This window comes from Nocardia sp. NPDC001965, from assembly GCF_053594175.1.
The window spans coordinates 18740-37814 of sequence record NZ_JBSFDZ010000021.1 but is presented as its reverse complement, the minus strand read 5'-3'; the positions used below and the strand labels follow the sequence as shown (position 1 = coordinate 37814).

General features: G+C 62.9%; 18 protein-coding genes and 1 pseudogene. 10 read left to right on the top strand and 9 right to left on the bottom strand.

Features of this window, described 5'->3' with window-relative positions; translation table 11 throughout:
- Positions 1 to 30: 30 nt before the first annotated feature.
- Positions 31 to 198, bottom strand: a complete 168-nt coding sequence (locus tag ACWCPQ_RS24970; protein ID WP_449902954.1) for a hypothetical protein — start codon at positions 196 to 198, stop codon at positions 31 to 33.
- 74 nt (positions 199 to 272) lie between these two features.
- Positions 273 to 908 (bottom strand): DUF4352 domain-containing protein, encoded by a 636-nt coding sequence (locus tag ACWCPQ_RS24965; RefSeq protein ID WP_449902952.1) that lies wholly within the window; start codon positions 906 to 908, stop codon positions 273 to 275.
- A gap of 93 nt (positions 909 to 1001) precedes the next feature.
- On the opposite strand from ACWCPQ_RS24965, the gene ACWCPQ_RS24960 reads away from it, so the two are divergent.
- Positions 1002 to 1382, top strand: a complete 381-nt coding sequence (locus tag ACWCPQ_RS24960; protein ID WP_449902950.1) for a DUF397 domain-containing protein — start codon at positions 1002 to 1004, stop codon at positions 1380 to 1382.
- Positions 1383 to 1589: 207 nt separating this feature from the next.
- On the opposite strand, the gene ACWCPQ_RS24955 is transcribed toward ACWCPQ_RS24960, so the two are convergent.
- The 3 genes from ACWCPQ_RS24955 to ACWCPQ_RS24945 are packed head-to-tail and all read right to left on the bottom strand — an operon-like array spanning position 1590 to position 4497.
- Entirely contained in the window at positions 1590 to 1826 is a 237-nt protein-coding gene (locus ACWCPQ_RS24955) for a PfkB family carbohydrate kinase (RefSeq protein ID WP_449903083.1), read from the bottom strand.
- Positions 1753 to 2460: a PfkB family carbohydrate kinase gene (locus ACWCPQ_RS24950; protein ID WP_449902948.1), complete on the bottom strand. Its 708-nt coding sequence runs from the start codon at positions 2458 to 2460 to the stop codon at positions 1753 to 1755. The genes ACWCPQ_RS24955 and ACWCPQ_RS24950 overlap by 74 nt, the downstream gene beginning before the upstream one ends.
- A 15-nt stretch (positions 2461 to 2475) precedes the next feature.
- Positions 2476 to 4497 carry an ARMT1-like domain-containing protein gene (locus ACWCPQ_RS24945; protein ID WP_449902946.1) on the bottom strand — a complete coding sequence of 674 codons (2022 nt, stop codon included), beginning with the start codon at positions 4495 to 4497 and terminating at the stop codon, positions 2476 to 2478.
- 152 nt (positions 4498 to 4649) lie between these two features.
- On the opposite strand from ACWCPQ_RS24945, the gene ACWCPQ_RS24940 reads away from it, so the two are divergent.
- Together ACWCPQ_RS24940 and ACWCPQ_RS24935 are read left to right on the top strand one after the other, a co-directional pair.
- Entirely contained in the window at positions 4650 to 4814 is a 165-nt protein-coding gene (locus tag ACWCPQ_RS24940) for a hypothetical protein (protein ID WP_449902945.1), read from the top strand.
- Positions 4815 to 4975: 161 nt separating this feature from the next.
- Positions 4976 to 5194, top strand: a complete 219-nt coding sequence (locus ACWCPQ_RS24935; protein ID WP_449903080.1) for an Lsr2 family DNA-binding protein — start codon at positions 4976 to 4978, stop codon at positions 5192 to 5194.
- Positions 5195 to 5269: 75 nt separating this feature from the next.
- On the opposite strand, the gene ACWCPQ_RS24930 is transcribed toward ACWCPQ_RS24935, so the two are convergent.
- Positions 5270 to 5824, bottom strand: a complete 555-nt coding sequence (locus ACWCPQ_RS24930; RefSeq protein ID WP_449902942.1) for an AAA family ATPase — start codon at positions 5822 to 5824, stop codon at positions 5270 to 5272.
- Between the two features lie 431 nt (positions 5825 to 6255).
- Between ACWCPQ_RS24930 and ACWCPQ_RS24925 the strand changes: the two genes are divergently transcribed.
- Both ACWCPQ_RS24925 and ACWCPQ_RS24920 read left to right on the top strand, forming a co-directional pair.
- Complete coding sequence (locus ACWCPQ_RS24925; RefSeq protein WP_449902940.1) at positions 6256 to 6726, top strand: AbrB/MazE/SpoVT family DNA-binding domain-containing protein; 471 nt, start codon at positions 6256 to 6258, stop codon at positions 6724 to 6726.
- Positions 6723 to 7781, top strand: coding sequence for a tyrosine-type recombinase/integrase (locus ACWCPQ_RS24920; RefSeq protein WP_449902938.1), 1059 nt, complete (start codon positions 6723 to 6725; stop codon positions 7779 to 7781). The genes ACWCPQ_RS24925 and ACWCPQ_RS24920 overlap by 4 nt, the downstream gene beginning before the upstream one ends.
- Positions 7782 to 8156: 375 nt before the next feature.
- On the opposite strand, the gene ACWCPQ_RS24915 is transcribed toward ACWCPQ_RS24920, so the two are convergent.
- Positions 8157 to 8708: a hypothetical protein gene (locus ACWCPQ_RS24915; RefSeq protein ID WP_449902937.1), complete on the bottom strand. Its 552-nt coding sequence runs from the start codon at positions 8706 to 8708 to the stop codon at positions 8157 to 8159.
- A gap of 899 nt (positions 8709 to 9607) precedes the next feature.
- Here ACWCPQ_RS24915 and ACWCPQ_RS24910 point away from each other — a divergent pair.
- Both ACWCPQ_RS24910 and ACWCPQ_RS24905 read left to right on the top strand, forming a co-directional pair.
- Positions 9608 to 9934 carry a histone-like nucleoid-structuring protein Lsr2 gene (locus ACWCPQ_RS24910; protein WP_449902934.1) on the top strand — a complete coding sequence of 109 codons (327 nt, stop codon included), beginning with the start codon at positions 9608 to 9610 and terminating at the stop codon, positions 9932 to 9934.
- 639 nt (positions 9935 to 10573) lie between these two features.
- A pseudogene (locus ACWCPQ_RS24905) lies at positions 10574 to 11481 on the top strand (IS481 family transposase); the annotation flags it as partial.
- Between the two features lie 179 nt (positions 11482 to 11660).
- Here ACWCPQ_RS24905 and ACWCPQ_RS24900 read toward each other — a convergent pair.
- Entirely contained in the window at positions 11661 to 12860 is a 1200-nt protein-coding gene (locus ACWCPQ_RS24900) for a hypothetical protein (protein WP_449902931.1), read from the bottom strand.
- Positions 12861 to 13651: 791 nt separating this feature from the next.
- Here ACWCPQ_RS24900 and ACWCPQ_RS24895 point away from each other — a divergent pair.
- Positions 13652 to 15001 carry a transposase gene (locus ACWCPQ_RS24895; RefSeq protein ID WP_449903078.1) on the top strand — a complete coding sequence of 450 codons (1350 nt, stop codon included), beginning with the start codon at positions 13652 to 13654 and terminating at the stop codon, positions 14999 to 15001.
- Between the two features lie 742 nt (positions 15002 to 15743).
- Here the strand turns inward: ACWCPQ_RS24895 and ACWCPQ_RS24890 are convergent.
- Entirely contained in the window at positions 15744 to 16397 is a 654-nt protein-coding gene (locus tag ACWCPQ_RS24890; protein WP_449902929.1) for an NADPH-dependent F420 reductase, read from the bottom strand.
- A gap of 96 nt (positions 16398 to 16493) precedes the next feature.
- On the opposite strand from ACWCPQ_RS24890, the gene ACWCPQ_RS24885 reads away from it, so the two are divergent.
- Entirely contained in the window at positions 16494 to 16880 is a 387-nt protein-coding gene (locus tag ACWCPQ_RS24885; RefSeq protein ID WP_449902927.1) for a winged helix-turn-helix transcriptional regulator, read from the top strand.
- 1500 nt (positions 16881 to 18380) lie between these two features.
- On the top strand, positions 18381 to 18983 hold the full coding sequence (locus tag ACWCPQ_RS24880; protein ID WP_449902925.1) for a TetR/AcrR family transcriptional regulator: 603 nt from the start codon (positions 18381 to 18383) through the stop codon (positions 18981 to 18983).
- Positions 18984 to 19075: the final 92 nt, after the last annotated feature.

Genomic DNA, 19075 nt, shown 5'->3' with positions numbered 1-19075 from the left:
GAACGCATGTGCGAATCAGGGCCAGCGGGGTTAGAAGTTGGACGAGGGTCCCATGCCCTTCGCCATCTGTCCGACCAGTCGGAAGAACGCCACAACCGCAATAATGAGCCCGACGAGGATCCCCACCGGCCAACCGTTGAACAGGCTGTAGACAGTGCCGGCGAGTGCGAGAAGCATGATGATGAACTGACCGAACATGCGTGCCTCCTGGATGTCGACAAATAGCTGAGGGCGCCCCCGCGAGAGCGCCCTCGTCTGGTGGGTTCAGTGGCTCACTTCAACGCGACCTGCGCGCCACCGGAGAACGCTGAGTCATGGAACTCGATCGTGGTGGGCACCGCGTCCTTAGCGACGTCGAACACGAGCACGACGTCGATCTTGTTGCCCGGGTTGATCTCGCCGGTATGGCCGCCGGGTTCGTTCACGTACGCTTCCGCGAGCGTGTCGTTCTCGAACTCGCGGCCCTGCTGGTCGATCAACTTCTGATTCTGGCCGAAATAGTATTGGGCTTGGTTCGCGATGTTCGTGACCGTCACCTGCACCAGCACGAACTGCCCTTGTGCCTCCCGCTGGACCAGGCTGGACCAGGACACTGCTTCCTGGCCTTGCTCAACCTTGGTGACCTGGAACTCGAACTTGCCGTCACGCACCGGCGAGCCGGCGGGTGCGATATCGGAGTCGGCGTCGGGTGCCGCAGCGGCGGCACCGTCTTCGAGCCCTTCGGATGCCGAGGAGGCTACGTCGTCACTGTTGGCGACGAGGGCGACACATCCACCGAACCCGCACAGCAGGAAGATGGCGGGGATCAACAGCAGCCATGGCCACGCGGCCTTCTTCTTCGGCAGCTGAGGCTGCGGATAGGTGCCGTAGGGCTGCTGGGGCTGGGATGGATAGTGCGGGTTGGTCAACGTGTCCCCTCATTGTCGTTGCGCAGTGGTCGGTTCCGGCTTATGTGAATCCACCGGGAACTATGTCGTGTTACACGTTTGAGGGAGAACGGAATGACTTCCCGGGACCGCCTGCACTGGCGGACCTCGAGCTACAGCGGAACCAACGGTGGCCAATGCGTCCAGGTCGCCTTCGGAAGCCAGACGGTCTTCATCCGCGACAGCAGATACCTCCGAGATCCCGCCAACGATCCCGCAGCGCAACCCATCGTCGCCATCGACATCAACCTCTGGCCACGCTTCCTCGACCAGGTGAAGGCAGGCAGCAGCCACCCACTCGGCGACGGCCTCCCTGAAATCGAACAGCGCACAGACCGCTACGTCGTCCTACGTAGTCCGGGCACCGAGGTGTCCGCAATGATCTTCACGCCCACCGAATGGGCCGCGTTCACCGCAGGCGCCAACGCGCAGGAGTTCGATCTGCGCGCCGCCTAGAGCCTCTCATAAGCCCGATATTTGGGGAGTGAACCCGTTGTCCGGCTTGTAGAGATTGACCGCCCGCCATCTCCACGGCGGCAGGACGATCGAGCAGGCGCAGGTCAAGATCGCCGACAGGAATATGCCGAACGCCCCGTCTGGTCGCAGACACGCGTGACTGCGCCGACGTTGTGCTGCGCGAGACGGGTGGGAACTACGCTGTGATCAGGTAAATGCTGTAGCCCAGTTTCGCGTGCCGAACGTGCGGCACGACAAGGTCAAAACCTCCGACGCACGGGCGAGCGCGTCGACGAAATCGCGGTTTTCGATGTAGTGGACGCAGAACGCGCCGTGCAAGATATCGCCGGCGCCGAGAGTGTCGGTCGCATCAGTGACCGGTGTGACGTCGATGGTGCCCTGCCGGCCGTCCTCGGCGAACACGATCGGGTGCGGGCCCCACATCACCGCGGCGTGTTTGGGCCCAGCCGAACAAAAATGATCGACTAACGCTGCGGTGCCACCTTCGAAGCCGGGTGGCGTTAAGGCCGCGGAGCAGATCACGATATCGGTCAGGGCAGGAGTTGGTCGTGGATCGCTTCCACCGGCCGGCATCGAGGACGACCGGCGTTCCGATCTCTGCGGCGCGGCGTGCCACGCCTATCGCCAGTTCGGGATGGTGCCCGTCGATCAGGACGATCGTGGCCTCGTCGACGTATCGATCGAGGCTGGGGGAGTATGGCGCTTGGATTCGGGCTGCATCGAGACCGACGATCGTGCGGGAACCGGCTTCCACTGCGACCACGATCGATGACACTGGCGGCTTGTCTGTGCTTTCAGATGTCGTGTCGACCAGGGTGAGGTTCCTGTCGGTGAGGTCGTGGCGTACGAGGTCGGCGATCGGGTGGCGGCCGAGCGCGGTGATCAGCGTCGTGGGCTGGCCCGACACAATCGCGCACGCGACCGCGGCGTTGGCGGCGGGTCCACCGGCGCCCAGGAACTGATCCGAAGCTTGGGTTTTTGTATCTTCGCCCGGGTATCGATCGACGGCGTAGGCAATATCGAGGGTCGATAGACCCACGAACAGTGCTTCGGGCACCACAGCTCCTTCGGGTCAGCAGGTGCTCGGATGTTTGTCGCATAGCTGCACTACCCCGTGGGCTCCGCTGGTCCGCCAGCCAGGTTCGGATGCTTCGAGGGTGGCGAGCACGCGTCCGTCGATGCCTGCCGCGACGTCGGATTTGAGGGTGCGCAGCGCGATGACCCGGGTGGGGAAGTGCTGGGTGAGTTCAGTGAACTGGGTGGTGGCCGGCCAGTGGCAGTCCCCGACCAGGCGCCGGAAGTTGAGGTCGCCCTTGAGGATTACGGTGTCGGCTCGTGCGAGGTCGCCGCGCAGGTCGGTGGGCAGATGGTGGAACGATAGAGGGGCGCAGTAGAACTCGTGCACACGCAACTGCAGGCGCCCCTGGGCCAGTGCATCGTTGAGTCGTTCGGCTGCTGAGCGGGTGTGTCCGGGAATGCCCGCGAGGCGGGTGAGGGCGGCGAGCAGGTCCGTGGTGGTGGCGTCGGAGACGTAGTAGGGCCGTGGCTTGAGGTGCAGTTCGACCATCAACGCTGGGTGCCTCTGTAGGAGGTGGTCGACCAGCAAGAGGTCGGGGATGAGCTCGCGGCCGGCGTTGTCGGCGATGAGGACAAGTGTGCCGGCTGTGTGGTTGTTGAGATAGTCGACCACCGCCTCGGTCTGGTCGTCTAAAATGCTGCCGGGCGCGTTATCAGCGGCTCCGGGGGATCTGGACAGACGGAACCCGAGGTCGGCGCGGTTTCCCCAGAGAGCTGCATGGATCAGTGCGGTAGTGCGCTGTTCAGGCGAGAGACTTTCAGGTTTCGGCGCTGCGGCCAGCTCGGTGTCGAGCGCGGGGTCGTCGAGTTCGGCCTGTTTTCGGGTGAACGGGTCGATTCCTTGCCAGGGGCCGGGCCCGAAGTAGCGAACTGCGTCGAGCAGCAGGTGGTAGAAGTAGCTTTCGGCCCAGAGGAATGGGATGTCCAGCCACCGCCTGCCGTAGATTTCGGCGCCCCACTGGTCCCATTGAGGTTTTCCGTGGCTGCCCTCGGGAAGTGGCTGCACGGTTGTGGTGATCTGTTCGCGTAGTGCTTCGAGGCGGTGCTGGATGTCGGGCGGGTAGGGGTGGGCGTTGCGGACCTGGTTGATGATGGCAGGGTGCCGGTGAGTCAGAACGCTCCATGCGAACGATTCCGGTTCCGTGGACACGATTGTCGAGACGGTGGTGGTGCTGGCGGCCATTATGCTCCGTTCGCGGACTGGCGGGGGGACGGTCAAAGCTGTCACTCCGGCGGCGGTGGCAATCGTGACACGCCGGCTGGCAGCATCGAAGCCGGCCGCCTGGCAGGACGCGTCGACCCGGACTTCGGCGTCGAGTTCCCCGGTCAGGCTCCACCATCGCGCCGTGCCATTCGCAGCGACCGAGATCAAGTGGTCGTCGAGGAACCCGAGCATCAGAACCCGACCGGTGTGGCCCGCGAGTTCGCATATGACTTCGCCGGTGGCGGTGTCGCGGAGGACGATGTCGCCGGTACCGGAGCCGACAGCCAAGCGGGTGCCAGTGGGATCGAGGGTGACGGTGCGGCTCCAGCCCTGTCCGGCCTGTGCCTGCATCAGGAGATCTCCGTTGCTGTTCCACAGTTTTGCGCTGCCATCGCCGCATGCTGCGGCTAGTACGGAGCCGTCGGAGTTGAAGGCCAGCGAGCGGATCCGCCCGGCATCAGTGATGGCATCCCACGCCAACGTGCCGGTGGGAAGATTCCATACGCGGACCCGGCCGTCGTCGCCCGCTGCGGCGAGCCGGTCGCCGGACTGTGCTATCGCCACCGCCCAGATGCGGCTTGCCTCTGTAACCAGCACTGTCGATTGGTCGGTCTCGGCGGTCGAATGGAGCCGGACTGTCCCGTCTCCGCAGGCCGCGGCGATATAGTGCGCTGCCGAGTCGAGGGACCAGACGCGTCCGTGTCCGATCGACAGTGTGCTCGCGGCGCCGGACTCGTCGGCGACGGTGAGTGTGCCGACACTGTCTCCCAGGACAGTGTGGCAGCCGTCCTGGGTATGCGTAACCGACCACACCGTGTTGGTCCCGGGGCGATGGTGGTGAGGTGGCCCTGACGCCAGCACCGGACCGCGCCGTCTTCGCAGGCCACGATCACACCCCCCGTGTCTGTGATGGCGGTGGAGCGGATCCAGTCGGCTCCGGGCGGCATCGCCATATCGGCGGTCAGATGTCCGGAGTCGATGACGTGCAGGTGCGCGTCCTCGGTCCCCCCGACGACACGGTCCGCGGGGCGGGAGACCGTGCGGACACGGTCAGCGAATCGTCGCTGCTCCCCGGCCACGAGCTGGTGTCGGTGGTCAATCGTCCAGGTGCAGGTCGTGCGGTCACCTGAACGGCTGAGGTCCCACACACCGCACGGCGCCGTCTTCACCCCCCGAAGTCAGGACATTGCCGCTGACTGCCGAGGCGAATGCGAGGGATCTGCGCGCGGGCCTGGACAAGTGGATTCCATTCGCGCGAAAGGTCGGGGGACGAAGCCGGGTCAAGGCTGCTGTGGCGGGTCGGCAGAAGGATGCGAAGGCGGTGTGGGAGTGGGCGCGCCGCAATGGGCATGATGTGCCCGAGCGGGGCCGGATCCCCTCCACGGTGCTGCAGGCATACCAGCGTGCGGCAGCTGATTCCAGGACGAGCCTGACAGGTCGGGTGGCTGCGGAAATACCGTTGGGCTGCAGGGTGTTCCCGGCGGCCTGTATGGGCATGAATTACTGTTGACCTGGGCCACGAACTGGTGTTACGAGAGACTTGGTCTTGGGCCCCAGGGGCGCAGTCCGATGGTTCGCTCGGAGCTCAGCTCGACGCGGTCCGGTCCTGATGCTCTGATTCGTGCAGGTCGTGAAGGATCCGTTCGATGGTGGCGTTCTGGCCCCAGGTGTGGTCGATACGGGTTTCGGTGACGAAGGGCAGTGGTTGCCAGCCGTGGTACCAGGCCCGCATGTCGGTTTCGCCGAACTCGGTGGCTTGTGGCCGTTGAGCATGCCGAGTGAGGGTCTGTTCGAAGGTCAGGTCCCAGGCGTAGAAGAAGGCGCGTTGTGCTCGGGTGGCGAGGGTTTCGAGCATGGGCCCGTAGCGGTCGGCGTCGAGGATCCCCTCCACGATGACCAGTTGCCGACGGGGTAGGCAGGTGGTGGCGATGAGTTCGATCAGCTCGATGTTGAATGCCCCGGGGGTGTCGGGTTCGCGCAGGACGGTGCGTCGGATGTTGTCCTGGGCGATCAGGGTGGATCGGCCGTGGTCGAAGTGCTGGTGCAGGGCGCAGGCGACGGTGGATTTGCCGGATCCGGAGTTGCCGCGCAGCACGAGCAGCGTGCCATTCTCTTGCAGGTGGGGGAGTGGGCCGGGCATGGCCCCACGCTAGCGTTCGCGGTGAAACCGTCTCGGGCTCGATTGCACTCTGCCGATCCGGCTGGTCTCGGAGGCGCGCTCGCGGATTCGAGCCACGGCGGAAGGCTCGATGGAGTGGGCGCCAAATCAGCCCAGACCCGCAGCCTATAGAGTTTCGGTACTGTGATATGCGCATTAGAAGATAGAAACTGTGCGTGTGCCCAGGTAACCTGAAAACTGGGAAGATCAGCAGGCGGGGCATGAAAGCGGTGCCTTGTGCCTACCTCCTTTGTTGATCCTCACTTTTCCACGATGTCCCCGCCGCGGGCGAGGCAAGTAGTCACTCTTGTTGCCGAAGCTGCTGGTCGCCCGATGCCCCTGCTCATGGCTGTGTCCGTTGATCGGATAGAGCCGCCAATGCGGTTCCCTGTGGTTGCCGGGACGGGTCGGCGGTGAACGACGATGGGTTCAGCGTGGCCGGAAGCCTGTTCGAGGGCCTCTTCGATGCGGTGGTCGCTCCACGATCGTCTTCGCAGATCCTCGCGGCCGAGTTCGCCTTCCCCGACGGTTCCGAGGTCGTCGAGTATGAGTTGCATTGTTCGGTCACTGTGGTGGATGTTCGAGGTCGATTGGCCGCCCGCGGTAGCGTGCGGCAACTCGGATGGGCGGCGGGACAGCAGGTCTCGGTCGGTGTGAACCACGGTGTTGTGGTGGTACGTCGTTCACGCCACGGCCGCCGGTTGTCCCCGGCCGGGTTCGTGGTGTTGCCCTCCGGTGTCCGTAATCAGTGCCGGCTGCGTGCCGGTGATCGAGTGCTGCTCGCGGCGTCACTCAAGGACGAGGTGCTCGTGGTGTACCCGCCGCGCGCCCTGGCGGCGGCGTTGCGGGAGCACCGCCCCGATCTCTGGGGGCGCGGGCGATGAAGGAGTCCGAAGTCGCCGAACTGCTGCAGGCCATGTCCCGGATGGGTTTGACGGTGGCGCGCCAACCCGAGGAGAACCTCGCGACCTTGGCCCCGAGGTTCGATGAGTTCATTCCTCGGGTGTTCGTTGTGGAGTCCGCGCTGCGTCGTGAAGCCTATGGCGCGTACTGGCGGATGATCCTGGCGCAGTGGGGCGACCGTCGCTTGGACGAACCAACTCCGACGGAGATCCTGGCGTTGATGCACTGCTACCAGGCCGGCGCGGTGGTCAGATCGAACTGGCGCGGGGGCAGCGCCGCAGCGAGGAACTTCCTTCATGGTGTCCGGCGGCTGTATCGGCTAGCCGAGATGGACGGCCTGATCACCGCCGCCGCCAACCCCGCGATGAGGGTGCCGATGCCGCGCAAGCTGGAGAGCACCCGCCACGCCCTGACCCCAGCCCAGGTGTCCGAGCTGGGGCGTATTGCTTCGGAAACCGGCAACGATGTCGAACTGGACTCGCTCATCGTGCGCCTGCACATCGAGACCGCCTGCCGGCGCCGAGCAGCCCTCGAGCTGCGGGTCGATGACCTGAGTGCCGAGGACTGCACTGTTCTGCTGCGTCACAAGGGTGGTGTGGAGGCATGGCATCCGATCACCCCTCTTCTCATGCGTCGATTACAGGAGCACGTCCGCGATCGAGGTGGTGCGGCGGCAGACGCGGGGCATCGGGTACTGCGGACCCGGTCGGGGAGGCCGATCACCGATCGCCGTTACGACAACCTCCACGCCCGGTTTCACCGGCATCTCGCGTGGGCAGATGCCAAGGGAGTGACCGTGCACTGGCTGCGGCATACCACCTTGACCTTCGTCGAACGAGTCTGCGGTGAAGCGGTGGCTCGCAGGTACGCAGCCCATCGCGACCCCGGGACGACCGCGACACCGATCTACACCAAGGCCACTCTGGTGGAGTGCGCTGAAGCGCTGGTGGTACTCACCGGGCAACCCCACCCACTTGCCGTAGATATGCGGGAGATCAGCGGGCCCGTGGAAGTGAAGCAGGGGGAGAATTTGTGATTGCGACGCCGTGCATCGACAGTAAACCGACTGCTTGACTCTTGTCTTCTGACCCTGGCTACCCTCGCGGGCGTAGATAATGTCGAAGTTGCAGTACCGCAGCCTGACTCATCCTTATCAGCAACGTCACTACGTGCCCCGAGAGTGTTCCGTTGTCGCGTGTCCAGGCGTATGCCCGGGCACAGGTCTTGGTAGTTGTCAGGAGGCCTGTCGGAACTTCTGCACTGACGGCTTCTCCGGCAGGAAGCGAGAATCCGTGTTTGCCACCGCCAGGGCGCCGGATCGAGGCGTGGGATGGCCAGGGTTTGGCTAGTGGAGGAGTGGAGGCGGGTGTGCAAGGTTGTGGTCACAGCGATCGACGATCTGGTTGATGCGTCAGCTGCGGTCGAGGCTGCCTCGCTCGGCATCGACGAAGGCGATGGCCTTGACGCGCTGCACGGCCTTGGTCGGGCGCAGACTGCGGAAGTGCGCGCCTGCGCCGTCGGGATGGGCCAGGGGCCGGCCCACGGCGAAGAACTCGACGGGCACGTCGAGGATATCGGCTGCCCGGGTGCGGGCGCGTCCGCACGCGTCGCATCGGATGCGGTCCCTGGGCAGGTAGGGGCGCAGCAAGGATCCCTCTCGGGTCCGTTCGAGTGCGCCGCGGCTGCGATCGCCTGTGCCCGCTCGTCGGCGCCGCAGCAGTTGGGCTTCGGCGAAGGTGTCCACGGTGATGATTGGCCGGGTGGGCGGGCTTCTCGGAGCGAATGATGGGGTGGGTGGGGAGCGGCGCAACGGGACGATGTGGTCGGCGGCAGCGATGTCGTCGGGGTCGGTTGAGTAGCGGCCGTAGAAGGCTAACTGCTGGTCGGTGCGGTTATCGCTGGTCTCGGGTTCGAGCCCGAGTAGGTCGTCGAGGGCGGCCCATGCGCTGGGCTTGGTCGGCATCGTCGTTGTTCCTGTCGTCGGGGTGCTTGCGGCCATGATCGAGGAGCAGCGCGAGTAGTGCCTTGGCTGCCGCCGCGATGAGCTCGGGTGGTTCATCCGATCAGTGGGCTTCGATCCGGTCGCCACGTGCGCTGCTGGAGCTGTCCGGTGAGGATGCTGTGTTCATGAGGGTCGACCGTGGCCCTGGACCGGGGGTTGCCGCTCAGACGGCTGACCCAACAGCGTCCTCGCCGGGTTGTGGGCTCTCCATTGGTTTGCGGTGACCCACAGATCCGGCCGCGGAGCATGGCATGGCTGAGGAGATCTGTTCGGAGATGGCATGATCGAGAGTGGGTGAGGGAGGGCCAGCCTGGCTACTCCACATCCGATCGCTGATCTCCCAGCTTCCATGAATCGTGAACGAACGAGCTTTCTCCACCGCGTGTCCTTGGCGCGGTGTACAGCGAGGACAGCCTGGATGACGGAACAAAGCAACATTCAACTGAATTTGCTGGTTCGCCGGTAGACGCTGGTGAAGCAAGCAGGCGTATGGCGCTCGAAATGAGCGGCTACCCCAACAGTCCTCAACGGCTGCAAAGCCTTTGGTTCGTCTGCCAATGAAATAGTAGTTCACCTGATCACCCTGTCAAGCCGCCGAACGTACTGAGAGATGGTTGGTAGACAACGTGCGGGAGGCCGTTGCTCGGCAGGACGATGAACTGGTCTCAGCGGACTTCGAGACAAGCCCGAGGACTATTGCGTTCCCCCACGTCCAGGTTCCAACCAAATACGGACATTCGGTGCCCTCCAGAGTGGTCTATCCGATTCACCGAGTTGGAGGAAAGCGTATGAGTGTGCTCCTGCTAAGATGCCGAATCGGGGCGGGGGTCGGGCAGGGCTTGAGCTAGAGGAGGTGCCGTGTGGCGCGCAAGGTGACAGTGACTGTGGTCGACGATGTGGACGGTGCGTCGGCTGCGGCCGAGACAGTTTCGTTCGGTATCGATGGGATGGCCTACGAGATCGATTTATCCGAGGCGAATGCACAAGAGTTGCGCGTTGGACTCAACAAGTGGGTCCCTTTTGCACGGAAGGTTGGCGGGCGCAACAGGAGCAAGGCTCCTGCGGCTGGGCGGCAGAAGGACGCGAAAGCAGTGCGCGAGTGGGCGCGTCGCAACGGACATGAAGTACCTGACCGTGGCCGGATACCGACCGCCGTACTGGATGCATATCGTCGGTCGGCAAGTTGATCTCGATGATAATTCGGAATTCTGTAACGGAGTTGGCCCGCATATTTGTTCTCGGCATACATTGACTCGCCCGAGCCGACCGTTGCCCGGGACTCTGCGCGTAGGAGCACGTCGATAACGCGCTACCTCGGTTGACGCAGCGGATGATTGATTGGGCTGAAACTCAAGGGCGAGCTGAGCTTGAGTTTCGTGTGGTTGCTGTCGTAGAAAACCCTGCCTGGTCGATGTGGGGGGTAAGTGGCGAAGGCAAGTGCGCGCCGGGTGATTGATTGTTGAGGTTTGAGACTCGGAGCAGGGGTCGGAGGACCGCGCACTCAGCGCAGGTAACTAGCCGTGGAAGGACCAGTGTTTCGGTCCGCGATGCTTTCTTGTGCGGATCAACGGTCCAGCCCAGGTCTCTCTTTGCAGTCGGAACCGACATGTGCGCTGCGGGAACTGCCCGATCCGGGCATGGCTGAAGAATTGCTCTTGACGGCGCATGCTCGGACCCATAGTGCCGATGGGGTTATAGCGGTGCTAGGTGTTTGCGTGTAGGGACGTTGGTGACGCGGGGTATGAGATGAGATGAAAGGGTGCTTCTCTCGGCGGCAGGATGCGAAGCGCCAACTCACACATCAACCTCAGACCGAAAGAACCGCTGTGTCTCATAGTAATGCCCCGCTCACCGTCGAGGGTCGCCACCGGCTCGTGCACCGCTGCCGAACTCGCCCGATCGCTTATGTCGCCGGCGAGCTGGGTCTCTCTCGGCAATGTGCATCGAAGTGGGTCAACAGGTTCCGCCGGTTCGGCGAATTCGACCTGTCCGACCGATTCCCGGCACCGCACCGGTAGCTGACAACGACCCCGCCCAAGCTGTCAACCGAATCGAGCAACTGCGCAGGACCAGGAAGTGGTCGTCATACAGAAGCGTGCGGGAACTGGCTGCCGAGGGCACCAGCATATCGGTGCGGACCGCCGGTCGGCACTTGGCCCAGCTCGGGCTGAACTGGCGTCGTTACCTGGACCCGAACGGCGAACCGAACCGGTACCACGCCGGATCATCGCCCGCCGAACAGGGCGTATGGTGCATATCGACTTCAAGAAGCCGACCGTATCCCCGACGGCGGCGGCTGGCGTGTCCATGGCCGAGGCTCGGCCCAGGACTTGGCAGCCCGGGCCGCAGCTGAACGCTAGCGGATGCGTTTCTGCACACCGCGGTCGACGGCGATTCTGCCTTGCCTATACCGAAGCTGTCGACGACGAGAAAGCGATCACCGCGATCGCGTTCATTTCCGGGTCAGAGCATTTTTCGCCGCTCACGGCATCACCCGGACGAGCGGATGGTCACCGACAACGGCGCTTGCTGCACCGCCCATGGCTTCGCGAAGGTACTTCACTGGGCCCGCCAGCAGCGGACCGTTCCCTCCACGCCCTGGCGCAACGGGAAGTGAAACGCTACAACCGGATCTTGGAAGAGAATTCCTTCCGCCCGCCAATGGACCTCGGATCTGCAGCGCCGGCCTGCGCTACAGATCTGGGACATCCATTACAACTACTATCGACCCCACTAGGCCGCTGGAAACCGGCCAGCCGCCCCTCTGCCGGCGTCACCGATGTCACGGCTTCATAAGCTAGGGACGGAGAAAGGGCAGGACCTATAAACGGTCAGGGCTTGCTGCAGAGATGATGTTGTGGCTGGCACAGTGTTTGACTGATCTGCAGCGAGTGTACGGTGTGAGATTCGCGGTCATGAGTTCCAGCGAGGTGTGCGTTCGAGCGCATCGAGTGTTTCCAGATCGACCATTGCCTGGCCGGTCCGTTCGATGAGAGTGCGGACGTGCGCGTCGGCCTGGAGCGGTGCAATCTTTCCAACCGTGAAAGTGTAAGTCCAGAAGATGAAGCCATGAAGCATCTGCTGGCGGTAGGCAAGCCATGCCTCCTCGAAAGTAGGTGGCTTACCACCCGCCGATGCAAGACGATCTAGATACAACGCGAGTAACTCGCGCTCCCAGGCTCGTCGGTTCTCCGGTGTCAGCCCTGCACTGATGGCGTAGCTGTAGTCGAGTGCCCATCCACCTCGGGCGATGCCTTGCCAGTCGTAGAGGTTCAGCGAGCCATCAGGCAGCCGGAACCAGTTGTTGGGATGAACATCCTGATGCAGAAGCGTGTGTGGTCCACTCACGTTGTGGCTCAGTGAGCGCATCAAACCCGGCCGGATTTCCTTTCTTCGCCGATGCAGTTCCAAAGGTACATGCTCCTCAGCCAACCGAATCCCCAGCAACGCGCCCGAGTCGAAAGCCGTCCTGGCGTTAAACTTGCGCTGCCACATCTCCGCAGTATCGAGTTTCCAGACCTTCGCCAGACGAGGGTCGTCCCACAGCGCACCATGATACGCCGCCAGCTCGGCTACCATACTCTCAGCCGAGGCGCGATCAACATGGAGCGCGGTCGCGTCAGCGAATGTTGCGCCGCGCTCTGCGGCGATATCCTCGGTAATTACGATTGACCTACAGGTCCAAGGATTCCATGCCGAGTAGTAGCCCACGGGTGCACCGATCGGCAAGTGTGGTCGAATCATATTGTAAAATAGCGCTTCTGCTCCGGCAGCGCCGGTGACTCCGATCAATAGTCGGTTGGTCAACCTCGGAGATGTCTTGGTGTAGACCCTCTGAGGCAAAGCCGCAGCCCGTCCGGCCTCGTTCCAGGACAGCAGTAATGCGCGCCGCGAGCTGGTTCCGTCCGAACCTTCACCAAATGCGAAGTCGATCACTGCCGCATCTGGTACCGCGCTCCCAAGCGTATTGGTCAGCCACGCGGGAGTCAGTTGTCGTACGCTGGCAGGCACCTCGTCTCGAGTGGTCACTGGTTTGCGGCCTCGAATGGTTTCGCCAGCGGCAATACCAGTCACCCGGAGCACCGCGCTAAGCAGCTCGAGTTTGTCTCCCATGTTCTTCTCTCTTCCAGGCTTGTTTAGATCATGGCTCCGAGCAAGTGACGTCCCGAGTTGTTTCGGGCTCGGCGCCAGCCGCCGGCCTTCGCGAGCGGCAACATCCTCTCTGGGGCAGCAAGTTCCGGATCAACGGCCCGAAGTTGTGACGCCAGAGCCACACCAAAATACACCCGGATCGCTGCCAGTTCCGACTATGCCTGTTGGAACCCGCTATCGTCAGCATCTCCCCGATAACAGCACGGCTGAGCGGGCCTCTTCGTATGGCCATTGCTGCCCGGAGCCGACACGGCAAAGCCCGAATGCCCGTCACGCTTCTGCTCATAGCGCTACGACGGCCACCACCTTGCGGCACCTGTGCGAGCGCACTGCGCGATGTCAGTGAATCCACCAGGTGGAGCTGCAGGAAGTGCCGGGTGGTGTGAGGTGTGAGGCGACGACGCCAGGGTCGAACCCCGCCGGTACTAGCTTGAGTTTTAACCTCTGAGCTGCTGTTTTGTGACCCCGGGTGATCAGGGGTGAAGCCCTTGGTTGATCATGTCTCCTTGCGATAGAAAGACTTTCAACAACCACGGGCGTCAATGAACAGTGTGCACGACACCGGGTCCGCCGACACGGTCGGGGACCTTTCGGGGTTTCGGCGGGAGTTGTATCGGTGCCTGACTCAGCGGGCGGATGCGGTGTTCGATGTGGTTGATGCGGTGTTGTGCGCGGACGGTTCGGTGCGGTCACTGCCGGAGCTGTCGTTGATCGGTGAGCATCGCCGATGACACGGCAGTGTCTATGCGGGTCTGGACCGTGGACGGATCGATATCGCCCGCCGGCGGGCGCTGGTGCCGCTACCGCGAGCCGCGGATGGCCGGCTGTTGCTGGCGGTGGATATCACCTCCTGGTTGCGGCCCGAAGCTCATACCTGCCCGCAGCGGATCTTGTGTCACACCTGCGGGCGTGCGAAGAACACCGCGCACATGATTCCGGGCTGGCCGTATTCGGTGGTCGCTGCTCTGGAATCGGGGCGTAGTTCCTGGACCACACCTTTGGATGCAGTGCGGTTGGCGCCCGGTGATGATGCTGCCACCGTCACCGCCGGCCAGCTGCGCACAGTGATCGGTAACCTGATCGAAGCCGGGCACTGGTGCCCCGGTGGCCCGGAGGTCTGGATCATCGCCGACGCCGGATACGACGCACCCCGGCTGGCGTTTCTGCTGGCCGATCTGCCCGTTGCCGTGCTGGGCCGGATGCGGTCGGACCGGGTCCTGCGCCGCCGAGCACCAGCATGGCACCCCGGGATCGCCGGCCGTCCACCACGTCACGGTGACGAGTTCGCCTTCGGCGATCAGGCGAGCTGGGGTGAACCCGACACCGCCGTCAGGACCGGAACCCGCCTCTACGGCCCTGCCACAGCACGGTCGTGGAATCGCCTGCACCCCAAGCTCACACATCGGTCATCCTGGGTCGCCCAAGCCGGGAAACTGCCGGTGATCGAAGGCACGGAGATCCGGCTCGACGTCGACCGGCTCCCATCGGCGCGATACCGACACCGGTGTGGTTGTGGCATTCGGTCGTCGACCTGGACGCCGGCGAGGTCGAGGTGTTGTGGCAGGCATTTCTGCGGCGGTTCGATATCGAGCACACCTTCCGCATGCTCAAACAGACCCTCGGCTGGAACGTCCCCAAACTCCGCGACCCCGCCACTGCAGACCGATGGACCTGGCTGCTTCTCACCGCTTACACCCAACTGCGCCTTGCTCGTGAACTCACCATCGATATCCGGCGACCCTGGGAGAAACCTTCAGCCCCGCAACGGCTTACACCCGCACGTGTCCGTCGAGGGTTTCGGCGCCTCCGCCGGAAAGCGGCATGTCCGGCCAGAGCACCGAAACCCTCCCGCCCCGGACCGAGTCGACCGGCCGGGCACCGCAACAAGCGGCCAGCGCCACGGTACGACGTGCACATCAAGACCGCCAGCGACAAGAAACCTTTCCGAACAGCCGAGCCGCGACCCCGTAGAAAGTCCACAGAACAGCAGATTAGAGGTTAAAACTCAAGCTAGGCGGATCGTGCACGGGCGCGCAAATAGTTACTGCGAGTGTCCATCTCGCGAGCCGTTCACAGTCCGCATACTGTGCGATCCTCGATGATCGAGGAAGAAGTGCCGACTATCACCCAATCATGGCGGCTGAGGTGGTTTGCGGACCGCTGCCTTTGCATGCGGTCTGGACCACGATGCCTCTGTACCGGACTCAGTGGCGCAGTTGTAGTGCGCCCTGTCCGCATGCAGTTCATCCGGTCGGCTCCGTGGCGTCCCGCTTCGCGACCACGCTGAAGGGACCGCGCCTATCAGTGGGTTCAGCGTCTAGCCGACATCGATAGTTGGGGCCGGAATGTTCACTGACAGAGTAACTTCCTCCACGGTCAGCCAGTGTGTATTCGGTCTCGCCGCCGTCGACCGGGTTTGGTCCGGTCATTCCGCTTCCCCTTTTCGCTCGTACCGACGCCGCGTCGATTATCTCTTGTGACCTGCGATCAAGTCATAGTTGCCTGGGTCGTTTAGCGCTGCACGATGTCGTCGCCGCCAGAGACCTGTGCGAGTCCATCCAGTAAACTGGCAATGCGCTATCGGGACGGTCACACCGAGCGCCGGCGGCAACATCGCCTTGCGCAAACGCTGGTAAGCACATGCACCACGGCGGTAAATGCAGTCGGCTGGGCTACCGGCGTGGTGCCATCACGTTGCTTGCGCGGGAGAAACTTCGGCAACACAGTCGGTCAGCCCTCACAGTTCGTTTGCCCCAGATGCTGGACCAACTTATTGATCACTTCAAAACATCTGCAGCACAGACTGTTACGGTGACCCACGAAAGACGGCTTGGCGTCCGATGGTCACTGCGCTGCAGTCACCGCATGCGCTTCAACCACCCGTGGGACTGCGGAGCGTGGATCGAACCCCTTGAAAGTGAGGCCGATGACAAAACCGGCTGCTTCTTCCAGCTGCCGCGCCCGGCCGAGCGGACCCAGCACTGCAGTTTCCGCACCGGCGTCGCGCACGAGGGTCTCGGTGATTCGCAGTGCAGGCGGGTGGTCGCCGCAGATCGTTACTGTCACAGGAGGGTTTGTCGCGTCATTCCATTGCGCAGCGGGAAACATGTGAAATGCCTTCACCACGTGCGCGCCGGGGGCGCGGTCGGCAATGTACTGCGCACCCGAGCTCCCGGATGGTGTGCGCAGGACGCCGACACCATGGTCGATGGCGTTGGTCGGGTCTATCAGCGTGGTGCCCTTCAGCGTCCCGGACGCGGCGTCGACGCTCCGCAGAATGTCGTCGACTCCAGTCCATGTCACAGCCAGCAGCACCGCATCCGCTTCGGTTACCGCCTCCCGCATCCTGACTGCCTGTGCCTTGCCTCCTAGGCGCGCGGCCAGCTCTTGGGCTTTGACCGGCGAACGCCCGGCGACCAGGATCTCGTGCCCAGCGTGGGTCCAGCGACTGCCCAATGCACCGGCAAGCGTGCCTGTTCCCAATATCCCAATGCGCATCAGTTGCTCCTCCGTGTTGCGTATGTCAACAGAGAGCTACGATAAACAAACCGATGCGCACCGATCGGTTCACAACGAACGTGGGATCATCACGAGATGAGCGGATACGACGACTGCCAGGAATGGGTTGCGGACTGTCGACTGCGCGCAGCGACCGACCTGTTCGCTCACATGTGGGATCCGGTCGTCTTGGCGGCCTTGCGCGACGGGCCGCGCCGCCGCCATGAACTACGCGACAGTATCGGCTCAGTCAGTGACAAAGCCCTCACTGAAGCACTGCGACGCCTCCTCGGCCACGGCCTGGTCGAGCGTCACAGATACGCGCAGGCACCTCCGCGCGTTGAATACTGCTTGACCGGTCTGGGCTCCAGTCTGGTCGAAGGACCGATGAAAGCGCTCGGCCTATGGGTGCTCGAACACGGCAACGACCTCCTTACCGCTCAATGCACAGCGACACAGGAACTTGGCCGGCACGGAGAATGAATCATAGCGACGTGAGACACCGCTCAGAGCCCGGGCTCCGATATAGCTGGTTTTTGGGCTGAAGTAGTTGGAAAACAACGCTTCCACAATTCTTTCAGATCGGTGGCTAACCCGATGGCGGCGTCAGAAAATGTGCGGCGCGCGACTATATTTCAATTGCCACTGTGGGTCATTTCGATCCTGTAGCGTAAATGCATTCGATATCGCTGACTTCAAGGCGAAAATTGCGTCTTTCTTGCAGTGAATTTTCTATGGAGAAGAATTCTATATTCCTGAAGTTGGACTTAAATCAGTGTCGTCCGAGTCAGTGCTCCGCCCGAAAGTAGAGGAGTAGCAGCGTTCGAAAACGTAAACCCTCTCCGGCCACGGTAGGAGCTGCAGAAATCGCTGTCTACTCCCTGCTCTCGTCGCGGACGGTTATTTTCGATGTGGTTCGGGCCGAGCGATCGTGCCTGTGCGACCGCGCGGACAGTGCAGCTCGCCGACCACGGTGCCGTCGGCGATATTCAACCGGCGAACAGGCTAGTAGTGCCGTGATGGGCGTAGTAGGGGGTGCGACGCGCGGGCATACCCGGCATCGTGGGCATCACCGGCTGGGAACGACCCTAATGCCTGCATCCGTGGTCTCTCGTCCACATACAAACGACGGACCGCTCGGGCGGATTGTGGTGCGTGCCGACGACATCGACCATTCTCCCCACGAACAGCGGGTCGGTTGACAGTTTGAACCCGTACACCAGATGAGTTTTCGGTTCGAACCGCCGCCAGATCCGCCCGGTCGTCGACTTCGGCAGGCCGGTCCGCGGGGCAACCACGACCGCGGCTAACGCGTGGCGTCACGCGGTGTCTGTTCCCGGGGTCAACACCAGCATCTGTTCCATCCGTTCCAGCAGGATCGACGGCAACCGGCCCGGCCGAGGCTAATCGGCCAGCCCAGGCAGACTGTGTTCGATGAAGCGTTTGCACCACTTCGCCACGGTCGCCGGCATGACACCGACCGCTGCCGCAACATGCGCATTCGCTGTCCCTGGCTCCGTGCACGCCAGCACGAGCCGGCACCGCACCGCAGCGCATACGCCGTCGAAGTCGCAGCCCGCGCACCCCGCACCAACTCCCGACGCTGCGCCTCGGCCACCACCAACTCCGGATCCGATCTCGGCCGCCTCGACCTCGCCACCTCCGAAGCCTACAATCAACCAGTGTATTTCAGGTGCGGAAAACTAGGCGCACACTCTTGGAAAGATTCAGGCACGCCCCTAAGCATCTGACTTTCTCAGCCTGGTCCACTGGCGAATGGAGAACCATTACTTGGCCAGAGTTCCGCAGCGAGAAACCCCCTGATTATATCTTTAGTTTTGGCTTGGGGTCATGTCATAGGCTGAACTGCTGATACAGTCAGCTTGCAGCCTTGCGTTGCGACAGTGGAAGTGGGTTGCCATGACGAGGACGTCGACAGAGTTCAAGCCGAAGCGGACAAGGCCCGGTGGACGGACTCAGCGGGTGCGTGAGCAGGTGCTCGAGGCGACGATCGCGCTCATCGTAGAAAACGGCTATGAGGGCTTGCGGTTCGAGGACGTAGCTCGCGACTCGGGCGTCCACAAGACAACAATCTATCGTCGATGGCCCAGCCGGACCGATCTGGTGCGTGATGCCATCACCGAGTACACCATGCAAGCGGTCCCCATGCCTGACACCGGCAGTGTCAGAGAAGATTTTATTCGGATACTTGTTTCTCTCGCCAAGTTGCTACAAAGTGACGCCGGCCGAGCCGTCTTGCGCACCGCCCAATCCAGCCGGGAAGACGCACGAGACGTGGCAGAGCTGGGACGTGAAATATGGCGCAGTCGCGTCGCCGCAGCTGAAAATGTCGTACGCCGGGCCATCGAGCGTGGCGAACTCCCCGCCACAGACGCAGAGGTCCTCTTCGAGCAGCTCTGCGGACCGGTCCATTTCCGCATCACACTCGGCGGGCGACGCTTCACTCGCGGAGACGCTGAACGGCAAGTCGATCTTGTCCTAGCAGGCGCCCGCGCGCTCGGGGCCAAGTCGGCGAGCAGTAAAGCCGATCATTCGCAAATGTGTGAACCTTCAGTCGAGCGATAGCTACCGCCAATTCTGAATCTGCCCCGCTTCGACGGCGCCTAGCCGAGAGTTGCGCGGTATTAGGCTACGCGTTGGCGACATGATCCGGACCA